A 24,151-nucleotide genomic window follows, 5' to 3' on the forward strand; every position below is an offset into this window, starting at 1 on the left:
GCGGTGGTGCTCGCCGGCGGAAGCTGCCACGCACGGGGCCGAGGCGGTGATTGATTCCTACTAAACCTATAGAGTAACGTCCTTGGTATGGACGAGGCGGAGTACGACCGGACGCGTCTGGCGCAGTGGCTGGCGGGGGAGGCGCGGGCGGACGGGATCACGCGTCGCGACCTGATGCGGCTCTCGGCGAGCCTCGGGGTGGGCGTCGCGGCCGGTGCCGCGGTCGCGACGGCACCCGCGGCGGCTGCGGCTCCTGCGGCGGCTGGCGTGGCGGCGGCTGTCGATCCGCCTATTCTCAAGCCGCTTCCGGCGGAGCTGTTCACCGTCTTCGGTACCAACGCGGAGACGAAGTGGGAGGCGCTGCGCGACACCGGCTACCTCGTACCCGTGGATCGCTTCTTCGTGCGCAACCACACGCTGACGCCGCGGATCGACGCGGGCGACTGGCGGCTGCGGCTGTACGGCACCGGGCTGCGCGGCGCGCCGACGGCGGAGCGGCCGGTGGAGTTCACGTACCGGCAGTTGCGCGCCCTCCCCTCGGACACGGTCACCGCCGCGGTCGAGTGCGCGGGCAACGGTCGTAGCTTCTTCGCCAGCCAGCAGGGGCAGGCCGCGTCCGGCACGGCGTGGAAGCTGGGCGCGATCGGCGTGGCGCGGTGGCGGGGCGTGCGACTCTCCACTGTGCTCAAACGCGCCGGGCTGACCCGCGGGGCGGTCGACGCGCAGCCGGTCGGGCTCGATCCGGACTTCGTGAGTGGGGGCGTCAACCTCGGGCCGGTGCGCCGCCCGCTGCCGATCGAGAAGGCGCTGCACGATGTGCTGCTCGCGTACGAGATGAACGGCGAGCCACTCCCACCCGACCACGGCTTCCCGGTGCGCGTGGTGGTACCCAACTGGATCGGCGTCGCATCGATCAAGTGGCTGGGCCAGCTCGAGGTCTCCGCCGAGCCGCTCTTCTCGCCATGGAACACGCAGTTCTACCGCCTCTTCGGCCCGACCTACCCGGCGGACGGCGAGTTGGTCAGCCGGCAGGCGGTGAAGAGCGCGTTCGAGCTGCCGTGGGAGGCGACGCTCTGCGCCGGTCGCCAGGTGCTGCGCGGGCGCTCGTGGTCGGGCAACGGGCGGATCCGCCGGGTCGAGGTGAGCGTCGACGGCCGCACCTGGCGTCCCGCCCGCCCGATCGGTCGCGGCCTCGGGACGGCGTGGCAACGCTGGGAGTACGAGTGGCGTGCGGCGCCCGGCGCCTACGCGCTACGGGCCCGTGCCACCGACGTCGAGGGCGTGACCCAGCCGGAGACGGTGCCGCACAACGCGCTGGGCTACCTGTTCGGCGCCATCGTCCGGCATCCGGTCACGGTGGTGTAGCGCGCGAGTCTCGCGCCTCAGGCCTGCGCCTCGGGCCTCGGGGCGCCGTGGGCGTCGGGCGTCTTGCCTCGGGGCCTCGGGGCTGAGTGTGCGGTGCGTTGGTCAGGGGACTTCGACGGCGAGTCGTTCGGGGCGGGCCTGGCGGATCGGGGTGAGCGTGCCGCACGCCGCGATGAGCAGGCACGCCACGCCGGCGACGAGGCAGGTCGCCGGCACGCCGTAGTGCGCCGCCGAGGTGGTGAGCACCGCCGCCCCGATCGGGCCGAGTGCCGAGTGGATCGTCCAGAACGACGCCGTGACCCGCCCCAGCAGGTGGTCGGGCGTCACCTCCTGGCGTAGTGACATCGAGCAGATGCCGGCCACGCCGATGCCGAAGACCACCGTGGTGGCGAGCGCGGCCACGACCGGGACGCTGCGCGACATGCCGATGCCCGCGATGGCCACGCCGCAGAGGGCGTACGAGCCGATCCAGCAGGCGCCGAAGCCGAGCGTCCGCCGCGCCGGTGCCACCACGAACGCCGCGATGATCGTGCCGACCGCGGCGGTCGCCAGCACGTACCCGACCGTGCCGTCGGACTGCCGCAGCTCGTGCCCCAGGTAGTACACGACGATGTCGGTGAGGCCGAGCGTGAGGAAGGTGAGGAAGGAGAGCAGCACCGTCAGCGCGCGCAGCACCGGATGCCGCCACAGGAAGCGTACGCCCACCACGAAGTCCCGCCACGACACGCCGTCCGGCGCGGGCACGTCGCGGGCAGGCGTGCGCACGCGGAGTCGCACGAAGCAGAGCCCCACCGCCGAGACCGCGAAGGTGGCCGCGTCCACCGCGATCGCCGACGTCGGCCCGTACAGTCCACACAGCACACCGGCGATGACCGGGCCGCCCACGCTCGCGGCGGCGTACGTGGCGGAGAGGCGGGCGTTCGCCTCGGTGATGCGGTGCGGGTCGACGAGGTTGGTCACCGCGGCCACGTACGACACGCGGAAGACCATCGCGAACGCGGCGCTGAGCGGCACAATCGCGTACAGCAGCCAGATCTGCGGGGAGAACAGCCAGACGAGCGGGATCAGCGCGTACAGGCCGGCGCGGGCCACGTCGCAGACGATAAGCAGCATCCGGCGGTCGATGCGGTCGGCGAGCGTGCCGGCGAAGACGCCCGCGACGATCGTGGCGGCGCCGGCGAGCCCGGTGAGCAGGCCCATCTGCGATACCGAGCCGGTGGCGCGGAGCATGAGGAGGGGGAGTGCCACGTACGAGAACGAGTCGCCCGCGACGGAGAGCGTCTGGACCAGCCAGAACAGCGTGAAGTCGCGATCTCGCCACAGGGACCCGGTGACCATGGCGTATTGGATCATTGACGGGGAGTGTCCGTCAGTATCGATGGACGTTAACATCCTCACATTGACGTGCGTACGGTATGTTTTGCGTGTATGAGAGCGATCTTCGCTGCCCTTTCCGCCCTGCTCCTCGCCGTCTCCGCCGCGCCCGCGCAGGCGTCCGGCCGCCCCGGCGCGTACTCGTGGAAGCTCGCCGACACCGGCGTCACCGCCCGGCTGCGCGGCCTCGACGTGGTAAAACGCGACGGTGGCGTGGGCCAGCGGCTCGGCCGGCGCCGTGCTGCGCACCGTCGATGGTGGACGGACCTGGCGGCAGGTCGGTCCGCCGGGCACGGCCGAGCTCCAGTTCCGGGACATCGAGGCGTCCGGGGCCGACCGGGCGGTCGCGCTCTCCATCGGCGAGGGCGAGGCGTCCCGTGTTTACGTGACGAGCGACGGCGGTCGCAGTTGGACCGAGACGTTCCGCAACGGCGACCCGCGCGCGTTCTACGACTGCCTCGCCTTCTTCGACCAACGCCGTGGCCTCGCCCTCTCCGACCCGGTCGACGGGCGCTTCCGGATCGCGTCCACGGTGGACGGTGGCCGCTCGTGGCGCGTGCTCCCCGCCGACCGGATGCCGGAGGCGCTGGCCGGCGAGTTCGCGTTCGCGGCGAGCGGCACCTGCCTGGTGACGGCCGGCGCGGGGCCGTGGGCGTGGTTCGCGACCGGGGGAGGCGCGAGCGCGCGGGTCTTCGCCTCGTCCGACCACGGCCGGAGCTGGAAGGTCATCGACTCACCGGTACCGAGCGGCGCCTCGGCCGGCATCTACTCGCTCGCCTTCCGCGACCCATGGCACGGCATCGCGGTCGGCGGTGACTTCGCGGCGCCCACCCCCGCGCCCGACGGCGCCGCCACGACTCGCGACGGCGGGCGTACCTGGCAGGTCGCGCGCACGCTCCCCGGCGAGTACCGCTCCGGCGCCGCGTGGCTGCCCCGGTCGCGGCAGGCGGCGGTCGCGGTCGGCCCGACCGGCAGCGACGTCTCGCGGGACGGCGGCCGCACGTGGACGCGCTTCGACACGGGCAGCTTCGACGCGGTGGACTGCGCGCCCGACGGCACCTGCTGGGCGTCGGGGGAGCAGGGGCGGCTGGCCAGGTTGCACCGCCCTTGAGCGGGCGTGGCGGCGCCCTCCCGTCGTGCCCCGGGGCGCTCTCCGCGTAGCAGCGTGCGCCGGTTCGGCTGCTTCGTCCGGGCCGGGCCGTTGGGCGTGGGCTGGTTCGTGGTGTTCATCGGGTCGAGCTGGGGTTTGTGCGGGGCGGGCACTTGGGCGTGGGCTGGTTTGTGGTGTTGGTCGGGTCGGGCTGTTTCGTGCGGGGCGGCTCGGCCGCCCCGCACGCTCGTTTCCGGGAGGGGCTACACGAAGCTGACGGGCTCCGGCTCGTTGCCGGGCCGCCACTTGATCCCGCAGCCGAGGCTCGGCACGTGCGGCTCGGGCACGGCCTCGCCGCGCAGGACGGCGTCTGCGGCGGCGCGCAGCAGGTCGCCGGTCACCGGCACGTCGTTCTTCGGGCGGGCCTCGTCGAAGGCGCCCCGGTAGACCAGCCGCCGCTGCCCGTCGTAGAGGAAGAAGTCGGGGGTGCAGGCGGCGCCGTAAGCCTTCGCCACCTCCTGCGAGGTGTCCACCAGGTACGGGAACGTGAACCCGGCCCGCTCCACCTGCCCGGCCAGCCCCGGCACGTCGTCGTCCGGGTAGTTCTCCACGTCGTTGCTGGAGATGGCGATCGTGGCGAGCCCTTTGTCGGCGTACTCGGCGGCGAACGCACCGAACGCCGACTCGACGTGCCGCACGTACGGGCAGTGGTTGCTGAGGAAGACGACGAGCAGCGCGGGTGCGGACACGTCGGCGAGCTTCACCTCGGGCCCGGCCACCGACGGCAGCGCGAAGTCTGGCGCGGGCGTGCCCAGCGGCACGAGAAACGACGAAACGGCCATGCGGCACAGCCTATCGGGGCGCGCTGTCGGGCAGCCGCTAGGCCAGGTCATCGCGCCCGTGGGAGGTGGTCGCGCGGGCTGTGGGCGGCGCGGCGCTGTGGGCGGGCGTGGAGTTGTGGGCGGCGCGGCGCTGTGGGCGGGCGTGAAGCTGTGGGCGGTGCGGCGCTGTGGGCGGTGCGGGGCTGGCGGCGGTGCGGCGCTGTGGGCGGGCGTGGAGTTGTGGGCGGCGCGGAGTTGGAGGCGGCGTGGGCCTGTGGGCGGGCGTGGAGCTGTGGGCGGTGCGGCGCTGTGGGCGGTGCGGGGCTGGAGGCGGCGCGTCAACCGCCCGGGCGGATCAGGCCCGTCTCGTAGGCCAGGATGACCGCCTGGACGCGATCGCGCAGGTCGAGCTTGGCCAGTATCCGCTTGACGTGGGTCTTCACGGTCGACTCCTCGACGACCAGTGACTGCGCGATCTCGGCGTTGGAGAGCCCTCGCGCGACCAGCTCCAGCACGTCACGCTCGCGCGGGGTCAGGTCACGCAGCCGGCGGCTCCCGGCCGGGTCGGGCTGCGGCATCCGGGCCATGCGGTCGATCACGGTGCGGGTGACCGACGGAGACAGCAGCGCCTCGCCGCCCGCGATGGTGTGGATGGCCTCGATGAGCTGCTCGGGCCGGGCGCGCTTGAGCAGGAACCCCGATGCCCCCGCGCTCAACGCCCCGAACACGTAGTCGTCATCCTCGAACGTCGTCAACATCAGGATCCGCGTCGCCGGCGCGGCCGTGATCAGCTCCCGCGTCGCGGCGATCCCGTCGAGGCGGGGCATGCGCACGTCCATCAGCACGACGGCGGGGGAGAGCCGCCGGACCGCGTCGACGGCGGCCCGCCCGTCGTCCGCCTCGCCGACCACGTCGATGGACTCGTCGCTGGAGAGGACCGCCCGCAGCCCCGCCCGCATCAGGTCGTCGTCATCCACGACCAGCACGCGGATCACGGCCGGCCCTCGGCTTCAGGAGCTAGCCGCCGTGGCCGCGGGCGACCTGCCGCCTCTGGCGCCGATCGCGGCCGTGTCTCGGACGCTGCCCCGGTCGCGAGCCACCTGGCGGCAGGTGCTGGCGCCGGCGGCGGGCCGTGTGGTCGGGCCGGAGTGCGCGGCGGGCGCCCGCCTGCGGGCGCGGTCGTGGAGCGCGTGCGGCGGGTCTGAGCTGGGGTCATGCGGGCTGGCCGTGTGGCAGGTGGGCGTGCAGGCGGAAGGTGCCGTGCTCGGCCGCGGCGTCGAGCGTCCCGCCGAGCAGCGTGGCACGCTCCCGCATCCCGACGATCCCGTGGCCGCCGCCAATGGACCGGACGGTGGCGGCCGGGTTGGTCACTGTGATGTCGACCGCGTCCCGCGCGAACAGCACCGCCACGTCGGCGCTGCCCTGCCCGTGCCGCGCCGCGTTGGTCAGCGCCTCCTGCAGGATCCTGTATGCCGCCCACGCGACGCCGTGCGGCAGTGCCCGTACCGGCGCCGGGATCTCGGCCGCGATCGAGAGGCCGCCGGCCCGGTGCCGCTCGACGAGATCGGCCAGCGCGGAGGGATCTGCCGGGGCGGGCGGGACTGGCCCGTCGTCGCGCAGTGCGCGCACCAGCCGGTCGATCTCGCCGATCGTGCCGCGTGCCACGTCTTCGATCGCGGTGATCGCGCGGCGGGAGCCCTCCGGGTCGCGCTCGTGCAGCAGCCGGGCGGCGCCCGCCTGGACCAGGATCACGTTGATCGCGTGGCCGGCGGAGTCGTGCAGCTCGCGGGCGATCCGCGTGCGCTCCTCGGCGACCGCCAGCCGCCGCTCCCGCTCCGCCTCGCGACCGGCGCGGCGGGCCTGCTCCTCCAACTCGTCGATCCGCTCGCGGCGCATCCGCGCCCGGTCGCCGGCCAGCCACAGCGTCGCCGCGACCAGCGCGACCCCCAGCAGCTCCGGCACCAGGATCGCCCCCACGTCCGCGCCGCGCACCAGGTATGCCAGCCCCAGCACCGGCGCGAACGCGAGCGCGACCTGCATGGCCAGCCGCCGGCGCCAGGGGCGGGGGGCGCCGCCGTAGGCCATCCCGAGCGTGAAGATGGCGATGCCCGGGCCGAGCGGCAGGTCGAACCCGTAGCCGAGCCAATAGAGCAAGCCGCTGGCCGCGAAGGTCACCAGGCACACCGTCATCGGCGCCTGCCTGCGGGCCGCGAGCGGTAGGGCGGTCACCGCGGTGAGCAGCACCCCGAGGGCGTCGAGGTGGCGGACGCTCGCGTCGGGAGTGCCGAGCCCGTCGGCCGCGAGCACGCCGAGCGACAGGGCCAGCGCCAGCACGGCGATGCCCAGGTCGACGGTGGTACTTCGGCGGTTCACGTCCTGAGCCTAGGCCAGCGGAGGCCCGTACCGGATCGCCCTGCGGAGGCACGCCGCGTACCCCCACGGGGGGACGACCGGTTCGCCCCGTGGCGCGATGCGGTGAAGTGGTCGCCGTTCATAGCCTGACCCGCATGTCCGTTTCGGCCCCGTCCCGCCCCACCACGCACACATCCCGGTTGGCCCGCCTCGCCGGCTGGGCACAGCGGCACCGGTGGTGGGCCCTCGCCCTGTGGGTGCTCGTCCTCGCCGCGCTCACGGTCGCCTCCCAGGCGGTCGGCAGCACCTACCACAACGACTTCTCGCTGCCCGGCACCGAGTCGCAGCGGGCGGTCGACGCGCTCCGCCAGCACGCCCCGGTCCGCGCCGGCGACACGGTCCAGATTGTCGTCCAGGACCCCGGCGGCGTGAGTGCGCCGGCCGCGCGCGAGCGGGTCGAGGCGATGCTCGACGAGGTGCGTACGCTGCCGCACGTCGCCGACGTCCAGAGCCCGTTCGCCGGGCAGGGTGCGGTGGCCGCGGACGGCACGATCGCGTACGCCACGGTCACGCTCGACGGCCAGGCGCAGGACGTGCCGACCGACGACGTTCGCACGATCATCGACACGGCCCAGGCGGCCGAGGGCGGTGGCCTGCGGGTCGAGCTGGGCGGCGACGCGGTCCGGGGCGCCGAGGAGAGCGAGGGCGGCGCCGCCGAGGGCATCGGGCTGCTCGCCGCGCTGGTCATTCTCGTGCTTCTGTTCGGCTCGCTGCTGGCCGCCAGCCTGCCGATCGTGATCGCGGTCTTCGCGGTCGGCAGCTCGATCGGGCTGGTCGTGCTCGCGTCGCACCTGGCGACCATCGCCGAGTTCACCCCGCCACTGATGATCCTCGTCGGGCTGGGCGTGGGCATCGACTACGCGCTGCTGGTCTTCTCCCGATACCGCGCGGAGCTGATCGCCGGCCTGGAGCGCGGTGGGCCAGCCGGCGACGCCGAGGGCAGCGACCCCGCCGGTGTCGGCCGCTCGGCGGCTGCCCGCATCGCGCTCGACACGGCGGGGCGCACCGTCTTCTTCGCCGGCTGCACCGTGATCATCGCGCTGATGGGCCTGGTCGCCCTCGGCCTCGGCTCGCTGCAGGGCGTGGCGGTGGCCCTCGCGGTGACCGTGCTCGTCACCATGGTCTCCTCGCTGACGCTGCTGCCGGCACTCCTGGCGATCTTCGGGCGCCGCATCGAGCGGGGCGTGCGGCGCCGTGCCGGCCGTGCCCGTGGCCCCGAGGGAGACCGCTGGCGCCGCTGGGCCGCCGCCGTGCAGCGCCGCCCCTGGGCCGCGGCTCTCGTGTCGGTCGCGGCGCTGCTCGCCATCACGGCACCGGCGTTCGGCATCCGGTTCGGGTTCGCCGACGCCGGTAACGACGCGCCGTCCACGACCAGCCGCCAGGCGTACGACCTGCTGGCCGAGGGCTTCGGTCCGGGCTTCAACGGCCCGCTCGTGGTGGTCGTCGAGGGCAATCCTGGTGCGGCGGCGCCCGCGGCCGGCACGCTCGACGATGTGCCCGGTGTGGCCGCCACCGTGGCGCCACCACCGTCCGGCGACGTCGCCACGATCATCGTCTTCCCCTCGTCGGCTCCCCAGGACGCGGAGACCCACGACCTGGTGCAGCGGCTGCGCGAGGAGGTGCTGCCCCCGCTCTCCCGCGACACCGGCGCGACCTTCCTGGTAGGGGGCAGCGTGGCCGCGGCCGAAGACTTCGCCGACGCGGTGGCGGGTCGGCTGCCTCTCTTCGTGGCGGTCGTGGTCGGGCTCTCCGCGCTGCTGCTGATGGCGGTCTTCCGCTCGCTGCTCATTCCGGTCAAAGCCGCGGTCCTCAACCTGCTCAGCGTCGGCGCCTCTTTGGGAGTGATCACGCTCGTCTTCCAGCACGGCCTGTTCGGCGTCCAGCCCGGCCCCATCGAGTCGTACGTGCCCGTCATGATCTTCGCGATCGTGTTCGGACTCTCGATGGACTACGAGGTGTTCCTGCTCTCTCGCATGCACGAGGAGTGGGAGCGGCACCGTGACGCCCCCGCCGCCGTGCGCGAGGGCCTGGCGACGACAGGCCGTGTGGTGACCGCGGCGGCGGCCATCATGGTGGTGGTCTTCGGTGCGTTCCTGCTGAGCCCGGACCGGATGCTCCAGCAGTTCGGCCTCGGGCTGGCGGTCGCGGTCCTCCTCGACGCCGTGGTGATCCGCTGCCTGGTCCTACCGGCGGTGATGGAGCTGCTCGGCGCCCGCGCGTGGTGGCTGCCCCGCCCGATCGCCCGCGTCCTGCCGAGGCTCGCCATCGAGCGCCCGACCTCCGACTGACCCGCACCGAGCGGGCACGCTGCCCACTCCAGCGGCAGGCTACGCCCGCGGGCCAGGCTACGCCCGCGGGCCAGGCCTGCGGCGCAGGCCCGGCTTCGAGCGGCAGGCCCGGCTTCGAGCGACACGCGAAGTGGCGCCGACCGCGCGCAACCACCGCGAGGAGAGAGCCGTAACCGGGAGAGGCCATAATGGACGGATGCTGAGGTGGGAGTACGCCTTGTTGGTCCGCCGCCGTGAGGCGTCCGGGCCTTCTGAGTGGCGCCTGTCGTATACCTGGTACTCGCCGGATGGCACGAGGCAGGATGTGTCCGCTCTCGGTGACACCGCGATCTCGCACCTCAACCGGGCCGGGGACCGTGGCTGGGAGCTGGTGTCGACCGAGGAGGATGTCAACAACCTCGAAGGCACCACCGAGGTTCATCGCTACTACCTGAAGCGTCCGATACCCAACGCCGACCCCAACCTCTAGTCGCGTCGTGCACCAACGGCCGAGCGCCGCTGGTGCACGCGGCCTGGCGAAGGTCGCGGCGCCCAGCCCTCGCTGGGAGAGCCCACACGGCATCGCTCCACCGACGGGTCCGCCGGGCAGGATCTGGCCAGACGGTCCCGGCCAGACGCATCGGACTCCGCTCACCTGGTGCCGGTGCCGATTCCGGGGCGCCGAGCTGGCCGGCCGTGGCGCCAGCCAGACGAGCCAGCCCGGCCAGGCGTCGGCCCAGGCGGACGCTCGCACGCGAAGCGTCGCTCCACGCTCCGTCCCGGGGTGCGCGGAAGGCCACCTTGCGCGGACGGCGCCTCTGCCGACGGGCGCCATGCGTGGACGGGCGCCTTGCGGCCGGTTACATACGCGTGCGGCCGGGAACCCGCTTCCGGTGGTGACGCGCCGGTTCTCGTGACCGCCGCCGCCGGGGCGGTTTGGGCGGTGCCAGCGGCGGCCGGGCGGTCCGCCGTTCGTTGGCCTGTCGGAGAGGAGCGATGCGATGCGCGCGTTTCAGGTCCCGGCTCCCGGTAAGGGCCCCGAGCTGGCGGACCTGCCGGCCCCTGAGCCTGGAGAGGGTCAGGTCCTGGTGCGGGTGAAGGCCGCGGGCCTCAACGCCATCGACAACTGGATCGTCGCCGGGCAGATGGCCGAGACCATGCGACACGTGTACCCGCTCGTGCTCGGCCGTGACGCCGCCGGTGTCGTCGAGGCGGTCGGCCCCGGCGACGGCCAGGTCGGGGTGGGCGACGAGGTGATCGGTCACGTGCTGCTCGGGTCGCCGATCCACGACGGTACCCTCGCCGAGTACGCGGTGCTGCCGACCGAAGCCGTGGCGAGGAAGCCCGAGGGGTTGGACTTCGTCACCGCCGCCGCGCTGCCGCTCGCCGGTGCCGCGGCCAAGGCAGCCGTCGACGCGGTCGACCCGCGGGCCGGGCACAGGGTACTGGTCGTCGGCGCCAGCGGCGGTGTCGGTTCGTACGTGATCCAGATGCTCGCCGCGATGGGCGTGACCGTGATGGCCACAGGCAGGGAGAGCGAGACCGAGCGGCTGACCGAACTGGGCGCGGCCAGGATCATCGACTACGGCGCCGCGCCCATCGCCGACCAGATCCGGGAGGCGTACCCGGAGGGCATCGACGGACTGATCGACGTGCTCGCGTACACCCCGCAGGAACTGCCGTTGGCCGCGGTTGGCGAGGGCGGCCACGTGGTGAGTCTGCTCGGCGCCGCCGACGAGCAGGCCCTCGCGGCCGTCGGGCTGACGGGGACCAACATCATCGCCAGGCCCACCCGTGATGTGCTCACGATGCTCGCCGACCAGGTCGTCGCCGGTGGCTTGAAGGTCGACGTGGAGACCGTGCTGCCGCTCGACCGGGCCGCCGACGCCTTCTCGATCCTCGCCAGCGGCAGGGCCCGCGGCAAGATCGTCGTCCAGGTCAATCCCTGACTGCCCGTCCACAGAGGACAGAGTCGCGCCCGGGGCGCGAACCGCGGATCGATCCTGTTGAGCCGCTGACGACTCCGCCAGCGGCCAGGCCCCGAGCCGGCGCTCGCTGGAGGTTCCCGCCGACTCCAACGCGGATGTGCCCAGCCGACCCCGCCGCAGAGGTGCCCCAGCCGCCCCGCGCCCCGCCCTCGGCCACGAGGAGAAGCGGGTCAGAGACGCACCGACCCGCCGCGCGCCGCGCGAAAGTGACGTCGTGCGCCGCGCAGCGCCGCCTCCGCGCCGCGAAGCGCCGCCTCCGCGCCGCGAAGCGCCGCCTCCGCGCCGCGAAGCGGCACCGACGCCGACCAGTGCCGCGAAGCGGCACCACCACCGGATCCAACGACACACCGCCGGGACGCGACCCGCGCCGTCAACCCCAGCCAACCATCATCCCGAGGTGAGCAGTGCGCATAGCCGCGCACCGCCCGGGTATCGCGACGCCCAGCAAGAGCCCCTCGCCGTCCGGGCCGTCCGGGTCGACTTCGGGGGTCTCGCCGAGGGGACGATGACGATGACCACTGCGACCCAAGCCCCGCCAGAGCAGGGGGAACGGACGGTCAACCTCCCGTTCGTGTCAGCCACCTTCCACCTCCCCGACGTCGGCTCCCTGCGCCGCCTGGTGGACCGGGTACCGCATCCACCGCTGCCACGGCTGGGTCGGGCGGAGGCCGCCCACGCGGCTCGGGCGGTCGCCGGTCACCTGCCGCCGCCGACGCGGCTGGCGTACTACGCGGGGCTCGGCGTGCTCGGCGTGACGGGCGTGATCGAGTGGCCGGTGGCCGTCGCGATCGGCGCCGGGACCCTGTTCGCGCGGCGTGCGCGCGGCGCGCGGCCCGCTCAGCCCTCGCGGCAGGAGTCCCGTGGCGGCGGCCGGCCGGAGCGGCCCGCGGATGTCCGGCGGCGGACGAAGACCACGATCCGCGCGGCGAGTACGGCCAGCCCGGGCACGCGGCTGCGCCATGCCCGGGCCTGACGGGCCCGGCGTGACCTCTCCAGCCTCCCCGGACCCGACCCTGCCGGGATCCGGCGAGGTACTGACCGAAGCCGTCACCCTCGGCATCAACCTCGCCGGTATCGGCGTCGCGCTGGCGAGCCGGATAGTGCCGATCGGGCCGCTGCCACACGCGGCCGCCACCGCGCTGACCTGGGCTGACGCCGCCCCCCGCATCCGGGGCGCGCTGGTGCGGCGGCTCGGTCCGGGGCCGGCCGACGTGACCCTGAGCGTGAGTACGGCCACCGCCAACGCGCTGTCCCGCCGCACGTTCGGGCTGGTGGTCGACGCCACGCACCGCTTCTCGCGGCTGACCGAGGCGCGCGCCCGGCGGCGGGCCTGGCTGCGGCGCCGCGACGAGCTCGGGCTCACCGGCGAGGCCGCCGACGACAACGAGACCAGCGGGACCGCCGACGAAACAAGCGAGGCCGCCGGCGAGACAAGCGAGACCGTCGAAGGGAACGAAGACGCCGAGACCGCCCAACAGGAGGCCGAGGCCGCCGACGAGGGCCAGGAGACGGCCGACATCCTCGACGGCGGTGCCGAGCCCACCGAGCGCCCGGTGCCGCTGCCGCCCGGCCCGGTCGAGCGGTACGCCGACATGGCCACCGGCGCCGCCGGGGCCGGCTTCCTCAGCGGGCTCACCGTCGCCCGCGACTCGCGGCGGGCCCACGCTCTCGCGGTCGCGGCGCTGCCGAAGGCCGCGCGGGTGGGGCGGGACGCGTACGCGGCGCAGGTCGGCCGGGCGGCGGCCCGGCGCGGTGTGCTGATCGCGGATCCGGAGGCGCTGCGCCGGCTGGACCGGGTCGACACGGTGGTGATCGACCCGTCCGCGTTGCTGACCGGGGAGCGGGCCATCGACGAGGTGCACGCCCTCGACGCCGAGGTCGACGCCGACGAGCTGCGCCGGGAGGCCGAGGAGCTGGTCGACCTGGTGGATCCCACCGCCACCCGGCAGGAAGGGCGGTGGGCGGTCGCGCCGGTGGAGGCGCTGGGCGGCGAGGACGCGTGGACGCGGGAGGCGCGGCTCAGGGGCGGGACCGTACTGGCGCTGTGGCGGGACGACACGCCCGCGGGCCTGGTCTCCGTCGTACCCGTGCTGGATCCGTTGGTGGACGCGCTGCTGGCGTCCGCGCGCGGCGTCGGCGACGTGGTCCTGGCCGGCCCGCGCAGCGGGCTGCGGCACCGGCTGGACTTCGACCGGGTGGTGCCCGGCGGGGCACGGCTCGGCACCGGGCTGCGCGCCCTCCAGGGGGAGGGGCGGGGCGTCGTACTCGTCTCCGGGCGGGGCGGCGCGGTGCTGGCCGCCGCTGACGTGGGGATCGGCGTGCTCGGCCGCCGGACCCGGCCGCCGCTCGGCGCGGCGGTGCTCTGCGGTCCCGGGCTGGCGGAGGTCTGCCTGCTCCTGGACGCGGCGGCGGCCGCCCGGCCGATGAGCCGGCGTTCGGCGAAGCTGGCGTTCGCCGCCTCGACCGTGGCCGGCCTGCTGGCCGTGGCCGGCCCGGCGCAGGGCGCGGTGGCGCGCGCCTCGGTGGCGGTGCAGAGCGGTGCCGTGATCGGCCTCGCGGTCGGCACCTGGGCCGGCATGGAGGTGGCCCGCCACCCCCGGCCGGTCGCGGTGGACCGGACCCCGTGGCACGCGATGCCCTGGCGGGCGGTGCTGGACCGCCTCTCCACCAGCCAGGACGGCCTCGACGAGGAGGAGGCGCGGCGTCGCGCCAACCAGGCACCGGCCCTGGAGGAGCCCGAACGGGAAGGGCTCGCCCGGGCTTCGATCGAGGAGCTGGCCAACCCGCTGACCCCAGCGCTCGCCGGCGCGGCGGCGGTCTCCGCGTCGGTCGGCTCGGTCGTCGACGCCGCCATGATCGGCACCGTACTGGGCGTGAACGCGCTGCTCGGCGGGATGCAGCGCGTCGGTACCGGGCGGGCGCTGCGCCAGCTCGGCGCGCGGGCCGCGAGCCGGGTCCGGCTGCGCCGGGGCGGTGACGCGGTAACCGCGGACGCGGACCGGCTCGTGCCGGGCGACGTGGTCGAGATCGGTGCCGGCGAGGTCGTACCGGCCGACTGCCGGCTGCTGCGGGCCGAGGCGCTGGAGGTGGACGAGTCCAGCCTCACCGGCGAGTCGCAGCTCGTGGCGAAGTCGGCCCGGCCCAGCACGGCCGACACGATCGCCGACCGCACCTCGATGGTGTACGCCGGCACGGTCGTCGCCGCCGGCCAGGCCACCGCGGTCGTCGTCGCCGCGGGCGCCGGCACCGAGGCGGGCCGGACCGCGCGGCTCAGCGGCGAGGCGCCCCGGCCCACCGGCGTCGAGGAGCGGCTGGGCCAGCTGACGCGCGTGACGCTCCCGGTCTCGATCGGCTCGGGCGCCGCGCTGATGCTCCTCGACCTGCTGCGCGGGCGCGGCCTCAGCAGGTCCGTCACACCGGCGGTGAGCCTGGCGGTCGCCGCGATCCCGGAAGGGCTCCCGTTCGTCGCGCGCCTCGCCGAACTCGCCGCCGCGCGCCGCCTCTCCCGGCGGGGTGCGCTCGTCCGCAACCCCCCGACCATCGAGGCGCTGGGCCGGGTGAACGCGCTCTGCTTCGACAAGACCGGCACCCTCACCGAGGGCCGGATCAGTCTCCGCGGCGTCTCGGACGGCGAGGCGTACCGGCCGGTGGAGGAGCTGTCGGAGCCGCTGCGCGACATCGTGGCCGCCGCGCTGCGGGCCAGCCCGGAGGCGAACGGCCGGCTGCCGCACCCGACGGACCGCGCGGTGGTCGAGGGCGGGCAGGCGGCCGGGGTGGAGCCGGCGCACGGGGCCGGCGTGTGGACGCCGGTCGAGGCGGAGCCGTTCGAGTCCAACCGCGGCTACCACGCGGTGATCGGAGACGCCGAGGACGGCCGGCGGATGTGCGTGAAGGGCGCGCCCGAGGCGGTACTCGACCGGTGTGGCACCTGGTCCCGGGCGGGCGGGGAGGTGCCGTTCGACGCGGCCGCGCGGTGGCGGGTAGAGGGGGAGGTGGAGCAACTCGCCCGCGGCGGCTTCCGGCTGCTGGCGGTGGCCGAGCGCCGGGTACGGCCAGACGCGACGTTCGACGGTACGCCGATCGAGGGGCTGGTGCTGCTCGGTCTGCTGGCGCTGGCCGACCCGGCGCGTCCCACCGCGGCGGCCGCTGTGGACCAGCTCCGGCAGGCCGGCATCGACGTCGTCATGGTGACCGGCGACCATCCGAGCACGGCCGAGGCGGTGGCGGCGGAGCTGAGGATCCTGGACGGCCGCCGCGTGGTCACCGGCCCGGAGCTGGACGCGATGGACGACGCCGCGCTGGCCGAGGCGCTGCCCGGCACCGCCATCTTCGCCCGGGTCACGCCGCAGCAGAAAGTACGGATCGTGCGCGGCCTGCGCGACATCGGCCGGATCGTGGCGGTGACCGGCGACGGCGCGAACGACGCCGCGGCGATCCGGCTCGCCGACGTCGGTGTGGCGCTCGGCGGGCGGGCCACGCAGGCCGCCCGGGAGGCGGCCGACGTCGTGCTGGTCGACGACAAGCTGGAGACGATCACCGACGCGATCATCGAGGGGCGCATGATGTGGGCCTCCGTACGGGACGCGGTGTCGATCCTGGTCGGCGGCAACCTCGGCGAGATCGTCTTCACCGTGGGCAGCAGCCTCGTCGGCGGCGGAGAAGCGCTCAACGCCCGGCAGTTGCTGCTGGTCAACCTGCTCACCGACATGCTGCCGGCGCTCGCCGTGGCGACCCGCCGCCCGCCGGGGGTCACGCCGGAGACGCTGCTGGCCGAGGGCCCCGAGGCGTCGCTGGGCCCGGTGCTGACCCGGGACGTGTACCTGCGCGCGGGCGTGACCGCCGGGGCGGCCACGGCGGCACTCACGCTGGCCCGCATCACCGGCCTGCGCGGGTCGGCGGGGACCGTCGCGCTGGTCGCCCTCGTCGGCACACAACTGGGCCAGACCCTCACCGTGACCAGGCGCAGCGGCCTCATCGTCGCCTCCGCGCTCGGCTCGCTGGCCGCCCTGACGGTCGTCGTGCAGACGCCCGGGCTGAGCCACCTCTTCGGCTGCCGCCCGCTCGGCGTCCGAGGCTGGACCGTCGCGCTCGGCACCGCGACCGCCGGCACCATCGCCGCGCCGCTGCTGCCCCGGCTGCTCCGCCAACCCGTTACACAGAGTTAATTCTCGGTACACCGGGCCGACCTAGCGTGCCGGCCATGGCTGATTTTCTCGCGAACATGCTGGCCAAGGCCGCTGTCATGCTGGTCGAGTCGCTGGTTAAGTGGATCTTCCAGAGTGTCTTCGCCACCGCCTTCGCACCCTCCGACGAGACCGCGGCGGCCTTCGCCTGACAGCGCGCCTCCCCGCCCTCGGGATCTTCCCGACAGATCAAACTCCAAGCCGGGCTGCCGCGATGACCGTCGCGGTCCGGACCGCCGCTCCCGCAGCCTCACCCTCCGCGTCCACACGACCCCCACGCTCTCCCCGCGTGGCCGGCGGCGGGGAGCCTTTCGGACTCGGGGTGGTCGCGCGGCTGGGCCGGGATCGGACCTGGTGTCGTGTGTTGGAGAAGCTGTCGAGCTGGGCGCATCGGTGCGCCCAACCCGGGGCGGACGCCGGATGTGCGACTCGCGGCGTGGATGCCGGGGTCCGGTGGTCGCCGCGCCGGACCCGGCAGGTGTGGGCGATTGTCCGGGGGCATTGCCCGTTCGAACCGGCCGCCAGGGGTCCGATAAGGCCCCTTGCCTGGGCCGACCGGGCCGGGAGGCGGTCCGCCCGTGGCGACCGGTCGACCCCCAGGGAGTGAGCTTTCGCCACGCACGACCGGGACCTGCAAGACGGCGAACGTCCCCGTCCTCAAAGCGCGCGGGCATGTCCTCCATCGGCCAGAAGCGGCCGGATCAGGGCGAGGTGTGGCGTCCGTCGGCGTCGGCGTGGTCGTGGGGGCGTGGAGGGTGAGGCCGCGGGAGCGGCGGTCGTGAGCACGATGGGCATCGCGGTAGCTCCCTTCTGCCACAGCGAAACCGAACCGTAACGGGCAGTGCGGACCTTCACCCGCGAGGATTTCTGACACCAGGTGCGAAGGTGGCCCAGCCCCGCGACCACGCCTCGACCCCGGAAACTCTCTAAACGGGTTAGGGCGCCCAGGACGCCACAGGTCGTCTGGAACCTGGTCGACCCCGCCACGGGGAGCCCCTAGAAGTACGTGCGGACCACGTCGACGACCACATTGGACTCGTCGACCAGCGGGATCGCCCGCCACTTGTCGAACGCGGTGCACGGATGCGAGATCCCGAAGCGCACCAGGTCGCCGGGGGTCACCGCGGCGCCCTCGACCGTGAGGAAGGCGTGCTGGTCCATCAGCCGGGTCACGCGGAGGCCGTCGGCGGGCACGACCTCGCCGGACGGGCGGCGGATCGCGAGCGGCACCGGCAGGCCCTCGTCGAACGGGGCGTCCCGCTTGCCCAGCCCGGCGATCGCCAGCCCCGGCTCGGGCGTGGAGATGACCTGCGCCCACACCTCCAGCGCCGCGTCGAGCGTGCCCTCGCCGGGCAGCCGGCGAAACGGCGTGCGGTCGCGGTAGTAGCCGTCGTCGTGGGTGACATACGCGCCGCTGCGCAGCAACGGGACCACCTGGTGGCCGGGAAGCCAGTCGCCGGGCAGCCGCTCGGCCACCACGTCGAACCAGGCGCTCCCGCCGGCCGAGACGAGCACCGACGGCGGCAGCAGGTCGGACAGCTCGATGGTCGCGGCGCGGAGCAGGTCGAGGAAGGCGGCCACCGCGGGCGCGTCGGGCAGCCCGCCCTCGTAGCCGGTCACGCCGGCCAGGGCGAGGCGCGGGGAGGTGGCCACGGCCTCGGCGACCGCGCGGGCGGCGGGGAGCGTGCGGCAGCCGGTGCGACCGCCGGTGTACCCCATCTCCACGAGGACCGGCAGCGGACGCTCCCCGGCGGTGGCCGCGGCGGCCGCGACCCCCTCCGTCGAGTCCACCTGGAAGTGGAGCGCGAAGCCGGCGTCGGTCTCGGCGGCGGCCCAGGCGAGCGCGGCCGGGTCGAGCAGCTGGTTGGCGATGAGCACGCGGGGCACCGCGTACTCGCGGCAGACCCGCGCCTGGTGTGCCGTCGCCACCGAGATGCCCCACGCGCCGGCGGCGAGCTGGGCGTTCATCAGCGTGGGCGCCATCGTGGTCTTGCCGTGCGGGGCGAGGGCGAGGCCGTGCCGCCGCGCGAACGCCGCCATGGTGGAGATGTTGCGGGTGACGGCGGAGGCGCGCGCCACCATCAGCGGCCAGCCGAACGCGCCGCCGAACAGTGGTCGCCCCACCGGGTCGCCATGACCCCAGAAGCCTTTGTCGAGCACGATCCTGGCGCCCTCTCCACCCGGCGGATAGGCTTTCTTCCACTTCCCTGGCTGATCCTATGTGGGGGCGGTGACCATCGGTATCGACAGCGGGTCCCCGCATGACCTGTTGCTGACCGGTGGGCACGTGGTCGATGTGGGCGGCGGACACATCGGCCGGCACGACGTGGCGGTCCGGGGCGGGCGGATCGCGGCCGTCGCGCCGGAGCTGCCCCGCGAGGGGGCGCGCGAGGTCGTCGACGTCACCGGGCGGCTGGTCACGCCTGGACTGGTCGACCTGCACACGCACGTGCACCCCGGCGCGACCTACTGGGGCATCCAGCCCGACCCGGTGGCCTGGCACTCGGGCGTCACCACCTGGGTCGACGCGGGCTCCGCCGGGGCCTGGACGATCGACGCGCTGCGGGCCGCCGCCGACTCCTTCCGCGTGCGGGTCCCCGCCCTGCTCAACATCTCCGCCGTGGGGCTGACCGGCCGCACCGGCGAGTCCGTCGACCTGGCGCACTGCGACGTCGACGCCGCGCTGGACGCGATCGCCCGCCACCCCGACCTGGTCGTGGGCGTCAAGGTGCGGATCGACCGGGAGACGGTGGGCGACCACGGGATACGCCCGCTGGAGCGCGCCCTCGATGTGGCCCGCGCCGCCGGGCTGCCGGTGATGGTGCACGTGGCGGCCGGCCCGCCCGGCCCGGCCGACGTGCTGCCGCTGCTCCGCCCCGGTGACATCCTCACCCACTGCGCGAGCGGCGTGGCGGCGACCGGCGCGGGCCCGGTGGTCCGCGAGGCGTACGCGCGGGGCGTGCTGCTGGACGTGGGGCACGGCGCCGGCGGGTTCGCCTTCGACGTGCTGGAGGAGCAGCTCGCGGCCGGGCTGGCGCCGCACACGGTCTCCACCGACCTGCACGCGCGCTGCCGGTACGGGCCGGTCTTCGACATGCCCACGACGATGGCGAAGCTGCGCGCGGTGGGCGTACCGCTGGAGGAGGTCGTGGCCGCCGCGACCGCGCGCCCGGCCGCGGCGCTCGCGCTGCGGGGCGGTGTGGGGACGCTCGCGGTGGGGGCGGTGGCCGACCTGGCGGTGTTCGCGGTGGAGGCGGGGCCGGTGCCGGTCGTGGACGCGCACGGCCAGGTGCGGGAGGCGCCGGAGCGGCTGGTCAACGAGGCCACGTACGTCGCCGGCCGCCTCCTCCCGCCGGCGTTGCCCGAGCCGCCGCCGGCCTGGATACCGCTGACCGGGGCGCAGCGGGCCGCACTGGAGCGGCGCGACAACGCCCTGCGCGCACTGCTCGGCCAGCCGCTGGTCGGCCCGGAAGGGCTGAGCGAGCAGTTTCCGCGAGCGACGCCGGAGACCGGCCTCGGAGGAGGGCCGGCCACGGCGCTACCGACGAGGGAAGGATGACCACATGCCCATACGCGCGATCTCGACGGAGCTGGCGCCTCCGCCCGGTGGTCCGTACTCACAGGCGGTCGTGGCCGGCGACTTCGTGTACCTGGCGGGCGCGGTGCCGATGCGCCCGGACGGCTCCTGGGTCCGAGGGGCGTTCGCGGACCAGGCGCACGCCACCTTCGCCAACCTGGCCCGCATCGCGGAAGTGGCCGGCAGCGACCTCGCCCACGCCGTGCGGGTCGGCGTCTACCTGCGCGAGTGGAACGACTTCGCCGAGATGAACACGATCTTCGGGCAGTACTTCACCGGGCTCGTGCCCCCGGTGCGCACCACGCTTCCGGTGGCGCTGGACGGCTTCAACATCGAGGTCGACGCCGTCCTCTACACCGGTCCCTGACCTGAGCGGGCGGCGGCCCGGGCGGCCGTTCACCGCCGGGGTCGTGGACCGCGGCGGGTGAGGCTGCGGGAGCGACGGTCCGGAGCGCGGCGGTCATCGCGGTAGCTCAAATCTGCCAAACGGGCCCTAACCCACCGGTAGGGGGGCGCGGTCGGGCTGGGCGATGTCGTCGCCCACCCGGCGCGCCCAGCGGCCGGCCACGACCGCGTACCAGCCGGCGATCAGCGCGAAGCCGGCCGCGACCACGAACACCGCGACCGGCGAGTGCCCGTCGGCGGGGAGGGTGAGCGCGGCGGCGAAGAGGCCCATCACGTACGAGAGGTTGTAGGTCGTGTCGTTGACCGCGAAGACCCGGCCGCGGTAGGCGTCGTCGCACTCGTGCTGGATCGACGTGTCCACCACGATCTTGGTGCCCTGGGCCGCGATGTTGACGCAGAAGACGGCGACCACCAGCAGCGGCTGGGTGAACGGCGACACGGTCAGCGGCAGCGCGACCGCGATGCCGGCGATCAGTCCGGCGACCCACCGCCAGCCGCCGATCCGGCGCGTGACCGCCGGGGTGACGACCGCCGCGACCAGCACGCCCGCGCTCCCCGCCACCACCACGAACGCGAGCCCGGTGATCGAGTCCTGCACGTTGTCGTCGGTGACGAAGTAGTTGCGGTAGAGCAGCAGCATCGCGAGCGTGAGCACGCCGAAGAGGGCGCGGAAGCCGGCCTTGGCCACCATCGCGTACGCCGCGCCGCGCTTGCTCGCAAGGTGGGCCAGGCCGTCGCCCATGCCTCGTACGACGTCGCCGATCGCCGAGCGCATCGGGGCCCGCGCCGGGGCGGCGGCGTGGTCCGGGCCGAGCTCGTCGACCCGGAACGAGCGCCAGGCGAGCAGCGACGAGGCCACGTACCCCACGGGGGCGACCAGCGCCATCGCCGCGTAGCCGGAGTCGCCGGCGGAGATCATCCAGTTGATCAGGACGACCGCGATGCCGAGGCCGACGGAGAAGCAGATCGAGCCGAGCGTGCCGGAGAGCGAGTTGGCGGTGACCAGGCGCCGGTCCTCCACCACGTGCGGCACCGCGGCCGAGAGCCCGGCCAGCAGGAAGCGGTTGAGCCCGATGATCACGAACGCGACCACCACGAACCCGACGCCCTTGTCGCCCGCGTTGATCAGCGCGGCCGCCGGCAGCACCAGCGCGGCGCGCAGCAGGTTGGTGAAGACCACCAGTTGGCGGCGGCTCCACCGGTCGAGGAAGACGCCGACGAAGGGCCCGATCAGCGAGTACGGCGTGACCAGCAGCGCCGAGCCCGCGGCGATCGCCATCGCGCTGGTCTGCCGGTCGGGGTTGAAGAGCACGCTGCCGGCGAGGGCGGCCTGGAACAGACCGTCCGCGAGCTGGCTGGAGAGGCGTACACCCAGGAGCCTCCGGAAGCCCCGGGCGGCGAGCACGGAGCGGAGGACGCGGGTGTCGCGGGAGGCCATGTAGACCTAGCCTAGGCCGTGTTTCGCGGCTGTCCGGCGCGTGCCTTTCCCATCACCCGCGCAGCGGTACCGTGAACGGCCGGTGTCGGCTCGCCGTCGGCTCGGTGCGCTCCGGCGCCGGCGTGTCGCACAGCGCCGCGCCGTGGCTAGAGTTGGCTGGTGGCTGGACGTCTGACGACCGAACGACTGACCCTGCGCCCCTGGGAGGTCGACGACGCCGAGGCGGCACTCGCCGTCTACGGCGAAGGCGGGGTTTCCGGGTGGCTCAGCCCGGCCATGGACGCGGTCAGCGACCTGAGCGCGATGCGGCTGATCCTCCAGCAGTGGATCGCCGAGGACCAGCGCCTCTTCACGCCCGCCGGCCGGTGGGCGGTCGAGCGCCTCGACGACAAGCAGGTCATCGGCGGCGCCGTGCTGCTCCCACTCCCGCCGGGCGGCGAAGACCTCGAGATGGGCTGGCAGCTCCGCCCCGACGCCTGGGGACGCGGCTACGCCGCCGAGGCCGGCCGTGCCCTCGCGCGCTGGGCGTTCGACGAGGGCGCCGACGAGGTCTTCGCGGTCACCCGCCCGGCCAACGAACGCGCCAGCGCCACCGCGCGCCGGATCGGCATGCAGTGGGTCGGCGAGACCGAGAAGTACTACGACCTGCGCCTCGAGGTCTTCCGCCTGCGCCCCGGCGACCTCGACTGAGGTTCGCGCCGCTGCCGCGCCGCGCTAACCCTCGCTGGCCGCCGTTCGACGGCCAGCGACCGATACAGCCGTGTTCTTCTCGACACTCACTGTGATCGAGCAATTTTGCGACAGGCTCCACTGGGGCCACAACTCGTCTTGATCTCGAACCTGCCACTACCGACACCGGCGCGGTGGTTACTGGGGTGATGTCGAGTGCGTCCGTCAACCCTGCGGCCGGCGGTCAGGGCCGGGGGGGCGGACCGCGACGGGCATCGCGGCAGCCCACATCTGTCCCTTGGCATTGATCGTCTAGGCGGGACGGCGGGGGAGGCTGGCGATCGAGGCCCGCACGAGGTGCTCGTAGGTCTCGTCGAGGTCTTCGGGCAGCCCGAAGCCACCGGCCGCCTCCAGCGACGCGAAGCCGTGCACGACCGCCCGCAGGCACCGGGTCGTGTGGATGGCGGCCGAGTCGGTGAGGCCGTAGCCGCGCAGCACCGCCAGGAAGACCTCGAGCAGTCGCGTGCCGGCGGCGGCCGTGTGGGGGTGGTGCAGGGCGTCGGCGGGCGTGATCGCGTAGCGGGCTGGATGCTCGGTCACGTAGGCCCGGTAGGTGTGCATCAGCGCGGCCACCGCATCGTCGCCGGAGCGGCCGAGCGCCGCGTGGGTGAAGCGCTCGGTCATCTCCTCCAGCACGCGCGCGCCGACCAGGGTCCGCAGCTCGGCGAGGCTGCCGACATGCTTGTAGAGCGAGGGCGCGGCGACGCCGGTGCGCTGCGCGACGTTGGCTAGGGTGAGCGCGTCGGCGCCTTGCTCGTCGACGATGGCGAGCGCGGCCTCGACCACGGCAGCGGTCGAGAGGCCAGCACGGTGACTACGCTTCATAGCCGCAAAGCTAACTTTGTTAGCCATCCTCGTCAAGCGCGGCTCTGGTGGTGCCTCACCCGTTCCGACCATGACCGGTCCCGCCTGGGCGACCATGACCGCTCCGTGTCCGGGTGACCGTCAGGGATGAGCCATCACCAGGACGCCGCGCGCCGGGCCACCGATCGCCTGGTACAGGTGGGGGACGTCGCCGGGGAACCGGATGAAGTCGCCCGGCCCCAGCTCGGCTGGCTCGGTGACCGGGCCGACGCGCAGGCGACCCGCCACCACCAGCAGCGACTCGGTGACGCCGGCCGGGTGGGGGTCGGCGTGGCGGGCGGTCGTGGCGAACTCGACCTCGTAGAACTCGGCGAGCCGGTGCCCGCGTACCCGATCCAGCAGGCGGGCGGAGACCGCCCCCTCCACGCGCGTGCCGTGGCCGGCGCGCACCACCTCGACGCGGGTCCTGGCCGGCTCGCCGATGAGGTCGCCGAGTGCGGCGCCGAGCGCGTCGGCGAGTGCGTAGAGCGTGTCGATCGTGGGGTTGCCGCGTCCCGCCTCGATGTTGGTGAGCGTCGCCCGCCCCACACCGCTCCGCTCGGCGAGCGCCACCACGGAGAGGCCGCGCGCCTCGCGGAGCGCGCGGAGATTGGCCGCGATACGAGTGGCGGGAGAGTCGGTCATGCGCACTATAGTAG

Annotated in this window: 19 protein-coding genes; 11 read left to right on the plus strand and 8 right to left on the minus strand. The window is 74.3% G+C overall.

From position 1 onward, the window contains the following. The first annotated feature begins 87 nt into the window (after nt 1-87). Nucleotides 88-1,365 carry a sulfite oxidase gene (locus tag ACFFIA_RS29970; protein ID WP_377257106.1) on the plus strand — a complete coding sequence of 426 codons (1,278 nt, stop codon included), beginning with the start codon at nt 88-90 and terminating at the stop codon, nt 1,363-1,365. Between the two features lie 102 nt (nt 1,366-1,467). Here the strand turns inward: ACFFIA_RS29970 and ACFFIA_RS29975 are convergent, their stop codons facing one another. Beyond that, on the minus strand, nt 1,468-2,718 hold the full coding sequence (locus tag ACFFIA_RS29975) for an MFS transporter (protein WP_377257109.1): 1,251 nt from the start codon (nt 2,716-2,718) through the stop codon (nt 1,468-1,470). Nucleotides 2,719-2,947: 229 nt separating this feature from the next. Between ACFFIA_RS29975 and ACFFIA_RS29980 the strand changes: the two genes are divergently transcribed. Then, nucleotides 2,948-3,850: a WD40/YVTN/BNR-like repeat-containing protein gene (locus tag ACFFIA_RS29980; protein ID WP_377257112.1), complete on the plus strand. Its 903-nt coding sequence runs from the start codon at nt 2,948-2,950 to the stop codon at nt 3,848-3,850. Between the two features lie 242 nt (nt 3,851-4,092). Here ACFFIA_RS29980 and ACFFIA_RS29985 read toward each other — a convergent pair whose 3' ends face one another. The 3 genes from ACFFIA_RS29985 to ACFFIA_RS29995 all read right to left on the minus strand — a co-directional run bounded on the left by ACFFIA_RS29985 (nt 4,093) and on the right by ACFFIA_RS29995 (nt 7,023). Continuing rightward, nucleotides 4,093-4,671, minus strand: coding sequence for a thioredoxin family protein (locus tag ACFFIA_RS29985; RefSeq protein ID WP_377257115.1), 579 nt, complete (start codon nt 4,669-4,671; stop codon nt 4,093-4,095). A gap of 317 nt (nt 4,672-4,988) precedes the next feature. Further along, entirely contained in the window at nt 4,989-5,645 is a 657-nt protein-coding gene (locus ACFFIA_RS29990; RefSeq protein WP_377257118.1) for a response regulator, read from the minus strand. A gap of 217 nt (nt 5,646-5,862) precedes the next feature. Beyond that, entirely contained in the window at nt 5,863-7,023 is a 1,161-nt protein-coding gene (locus ACFFIA_RS29995; RefSeq protein WP_377257120.1) for a sensor histidine kinase, read from the minus strand. Nucleotides 7,024-7,157: 134 nt separating this feature from the next. Here ACFFIA_RS29995 and ACFFIA_RS30000 point away from each other — a divergent pair, with 134 nt between their 5' ends. From ACFFIA_RS30000 to ACFFIA_RS30025, 6 genes are all read left to right on the plus strand, one after another. Next, nucleotides 7,158-9,350 carry an MMPL family transporter gene (locus ACFFIA_RS30000; RefSeq protein ID WP_377257123.1) on the plus strand — a complete coding sequence of 731 codons (2,193 nt, stop codon included), beginning with the start codon at nt 7,158-7,160 and terminating at the stop codon, nt 9,348-9,350. A 196-nt stretch (nt 9,351-9,546) separates the two neighbouring features. After that, nucleotides 9,547-9,819 carry a hypothetical protein gene (locus ACFFIA_RS30005; protein ID WP_377257126.1) on the plus strand — a complete coding sequence of 91 codons (273 nt, stop codon included), beginning with the start codon at nt 9,547-9,549 and terminating at the stop codon, nt 9,817-9,819. Between the two features lie 511 nt (nt 9,820-10,330). Further along, the gene (locus tag ACFFIA_RS30010; protein ID WP_377257129.1) at nt 10,331-11,278 is read left to right on the plus strand and encodes an NADP-dependent oxidoreductase; all 948 of its coding nucleotides are present in this window, start codon (nt 10,331-10,333) and stop codon (nt 11,276-11,278) included. A 436-nt stretch (nt 11,279-11,714) separates the two neighbouring features. Then, the gene (locus ACFFIA_RS30015) at nt 11,715-12,290 is read left to right on the plus strand and encodes a hypothetical protein (RefSeq protein WP_377257132.1); all 576 of its coding nucleotides are present in this window, start codon (nt 11,715-11,717) and stop codon (nt 12,288-12,290) included. Between the two features lie 10 nt (nt 12,291-12,300). Continuing rightward, a complete protein-coding gene (locus ACFFIA_RS30020; protein WP_377257135.1) occupies nt 12,301-16,482 on the plus strand; it encodes a cation-translocating P-type ATPase in 4,182 nt (1,393 codons plus the stop codon). A gap of 35 nt (nt 16,483-16,517) precedes the next feature. Continuing rightward, nucleotides 16,518-16,652, plus strand: a complete 135-nt coding sequence (locus tag ACFFIA_RS30025; protein WP_377257138.1) for a hypothetical protein — start codon at nt 16,518-16,520, stop codon at nt 16,650-16,652. A gap of 844 nt (nt 16,653-17,496) precedes the next feature. On the opposite strand, the gene ACFFIA_RS30030 is transcribed toward ACFFIA_RS30025, so the two are convergent. Beyond that, nucleotides 17,497-18,660 (minus strand): alanine racemase, encoded by a 1,164-nt coding sequence (locus ACFFIA_RS30030; RefSeq protein ID WP_377257141.1) that lies wholly within the window; start codon nt 18,658-18,660, stop codon nt 17,497-17,499. 70 nt (nt 18,661-18,730) lie between these two features. On the opposite strand from ACFFIA_RS30030, the gene ACFFIA_RS30035 reads away from it, so the two are divergent. Beyond that, nucleotides 18,731-20,059 carry an amidohydrolase/deacetylase family metallohydrolase gene (locus ACFFIA_RS30035; protein WP_377257144.1) on the plus strand — a complete coding sequence of 443 codons (1,329 nt, stop codon included), beginning with the start codon at nt 18,731-18,733 and terminating at the stop codon, nt 20,057-20,059. 4 nt (nt 20,060-20,063) lie between these two features. Continuing rightward, nucleotides 20,064-20,444, plus strand: a complete 381-nt coding sequence (locus tag ACFFIA_RS30040; RefSeq protein ID WP_377257147.1) for a RidA family protein — start codon at nt 20,064-20,066, stop codon at nt 20,442-20,444. A 126-nt stretch (nt 20,445-20,570) separates the two neighbouring features. Here the strand turns inward: ACFFIA_RS30040 and ACFFIA_RS30045 are convergent, their stop codons facing one another. Further along, nucleotides 20,571-21,920, minus strand: coding sequence for an MFS transporter (locus ACFFIA_RS30045; protein ID WP_377257150.1), 1,350 nt, complete (start codon nt 21,918-21,920; stop codon nt 20,571-20,573). Nucleotides 21,921-22,079: 159 nt separating this feature from the next. Here ACFFIA_RS30045 and ACFFIA_RS30050 point away from each other — a divergent pair, with 159 nt between their 5' ends. Continuing rightward, nucleotides 22,080-22,610, plus strand: a complete 531-nt coding sequence (locus ACFFIA_RS30050; RefSeq protein WP_377257153.1) for a GNAT family N-acetyltransferase — start codon at nt 22,080-22,082, stop codon at nt 22,608-22,610. 291 nt (nt 22,611-22,901) lie between these two features. Here the strand turns inward: ACFFIA_RS30050 and ACFFIA_RS30055 are convergent, their stop codons facing one another. Both ACFFIA_RS30055 and ACFFIA_RS30060 read right to left on the minus strand, forming a co-directional pair. Continuing rightward, nucleotides 22,902-23,474, minus strand: a complete 573-nt coding sequence (locus ACFFIA_RS30055) for a TetR/AcrR family transcriptional regulator (RefSeq protein ID WP_377257156.1) — start codon at nt 23,472-23,474, stop codon at nt 22,902-22,904. Nucleotides 23,475-23,594: 120 nt separating this feature from the next. After that, a complete protein-coding gene (locus ACFFIA_RS30060; RefSeq protein ID WP_377257159.1) occupies nt 23,595-24,137 on the minus strand; it encodes a helix-turn-helix domain-containing protein in 543 nt (180 codons plus the stop codon). Nucleotides 24,138-24,151 lie beyond the last annotated feature (14 nt).

This window comes from Phytohabitans kaempferiae, assembly GCF_042433955.1.
Lineage (GTDB): Bacteria > Actinomycetota > Actinomycetes > Mycobacteriales > Micromonosporaceae > Phytohabitans > Phytohabitans kaempferiae.

Excerpts from the sequence above, each read along its gene's own strand:
- ACFFIA_RS29970 (WP_377257106.1), top strand. The coding sequence starts at position 88 with ATGGACGAGGCGGAGTACGACCGGACGCGTCTGGCGCAGTGGCTGGCG.
- ACFFIA_RS29975 (WP_377257109.1), bottom strand. The coding sequence starts at position 2,718 with ATGATCCAATACGCCATGGTCACCGGGTCCCTGTGGCGAGATCGCGAC.
- ACFFIA_RS29985 (WP_377257115.1), bottom strand. The coding sequence starts at position 4,671 with ATGGCCGTTTCGTCGTTTCTCGTGCCGCTGGGCACGCCCGCGCCAGAC.
- ACFFIA_RS30000 (WP_377257123.1), top strand. The coding sequence starts at position 7,158 with ATGTCCGTTTCGGCCCCGTCCCGCCCCACCACGCACACATCCCGGTTG.
- ACFFIA_RS30005 (WP_377257126.1), top strand. The coding sequence starts at position 9,547 with ATGCTGAGGTGGGAGTACGCCTTGTTGGTCCGCCGCCGTGAGGCGTCC.
- ACFFIA_RS30010 (WP_377257129.1), top strand. The coding sequence starts at position 10,331 with ATGCGCGCGTTTCAGGTCCCGGCTCCCGGTAAGGGCCCCGAGCTGGCG.
- ACFFIA_RS30025 (WP_377257138.1), top strand. The coding sequence starts at position 16,518 with ATGGCTGATTTTCTCGCGAACATGCTGGCCAAGGCCGCTGTCATGCTG.
- ACFFIA_RS30040 (WP_377257147.1), top strand. The coding sequence starts at position 20,064 with ATGCCCATACGCGCGATCTCGACGGAGCTGGCGCCTCCGCCCGGTGGT.
- ACFFIA_RS30045 (WP_377257150.1), bottom strand. The coding sequence starts at position 21,920 with ATGGCCTCCCGCGACACCCGCGTCCTCCGCTCCGTGCTCGCCGCCCGG.
- ACFFIA_RS30055 (WP_377257156.1), bottom strand. The coding sequence starts at position 23,474 with ATGAAGCGTAGTCACCGTGCTGGCCTCTCGACCGCTGCCGTGGTCGAG.
- ACFFIA_RS30060 (WP_377257159.1), bottom strand. The coding sequence starts at position 24,137 with ATGACCGACTCTCCCGCCACTCGTATCGCGGCCAATCTCCGCGCGCTC.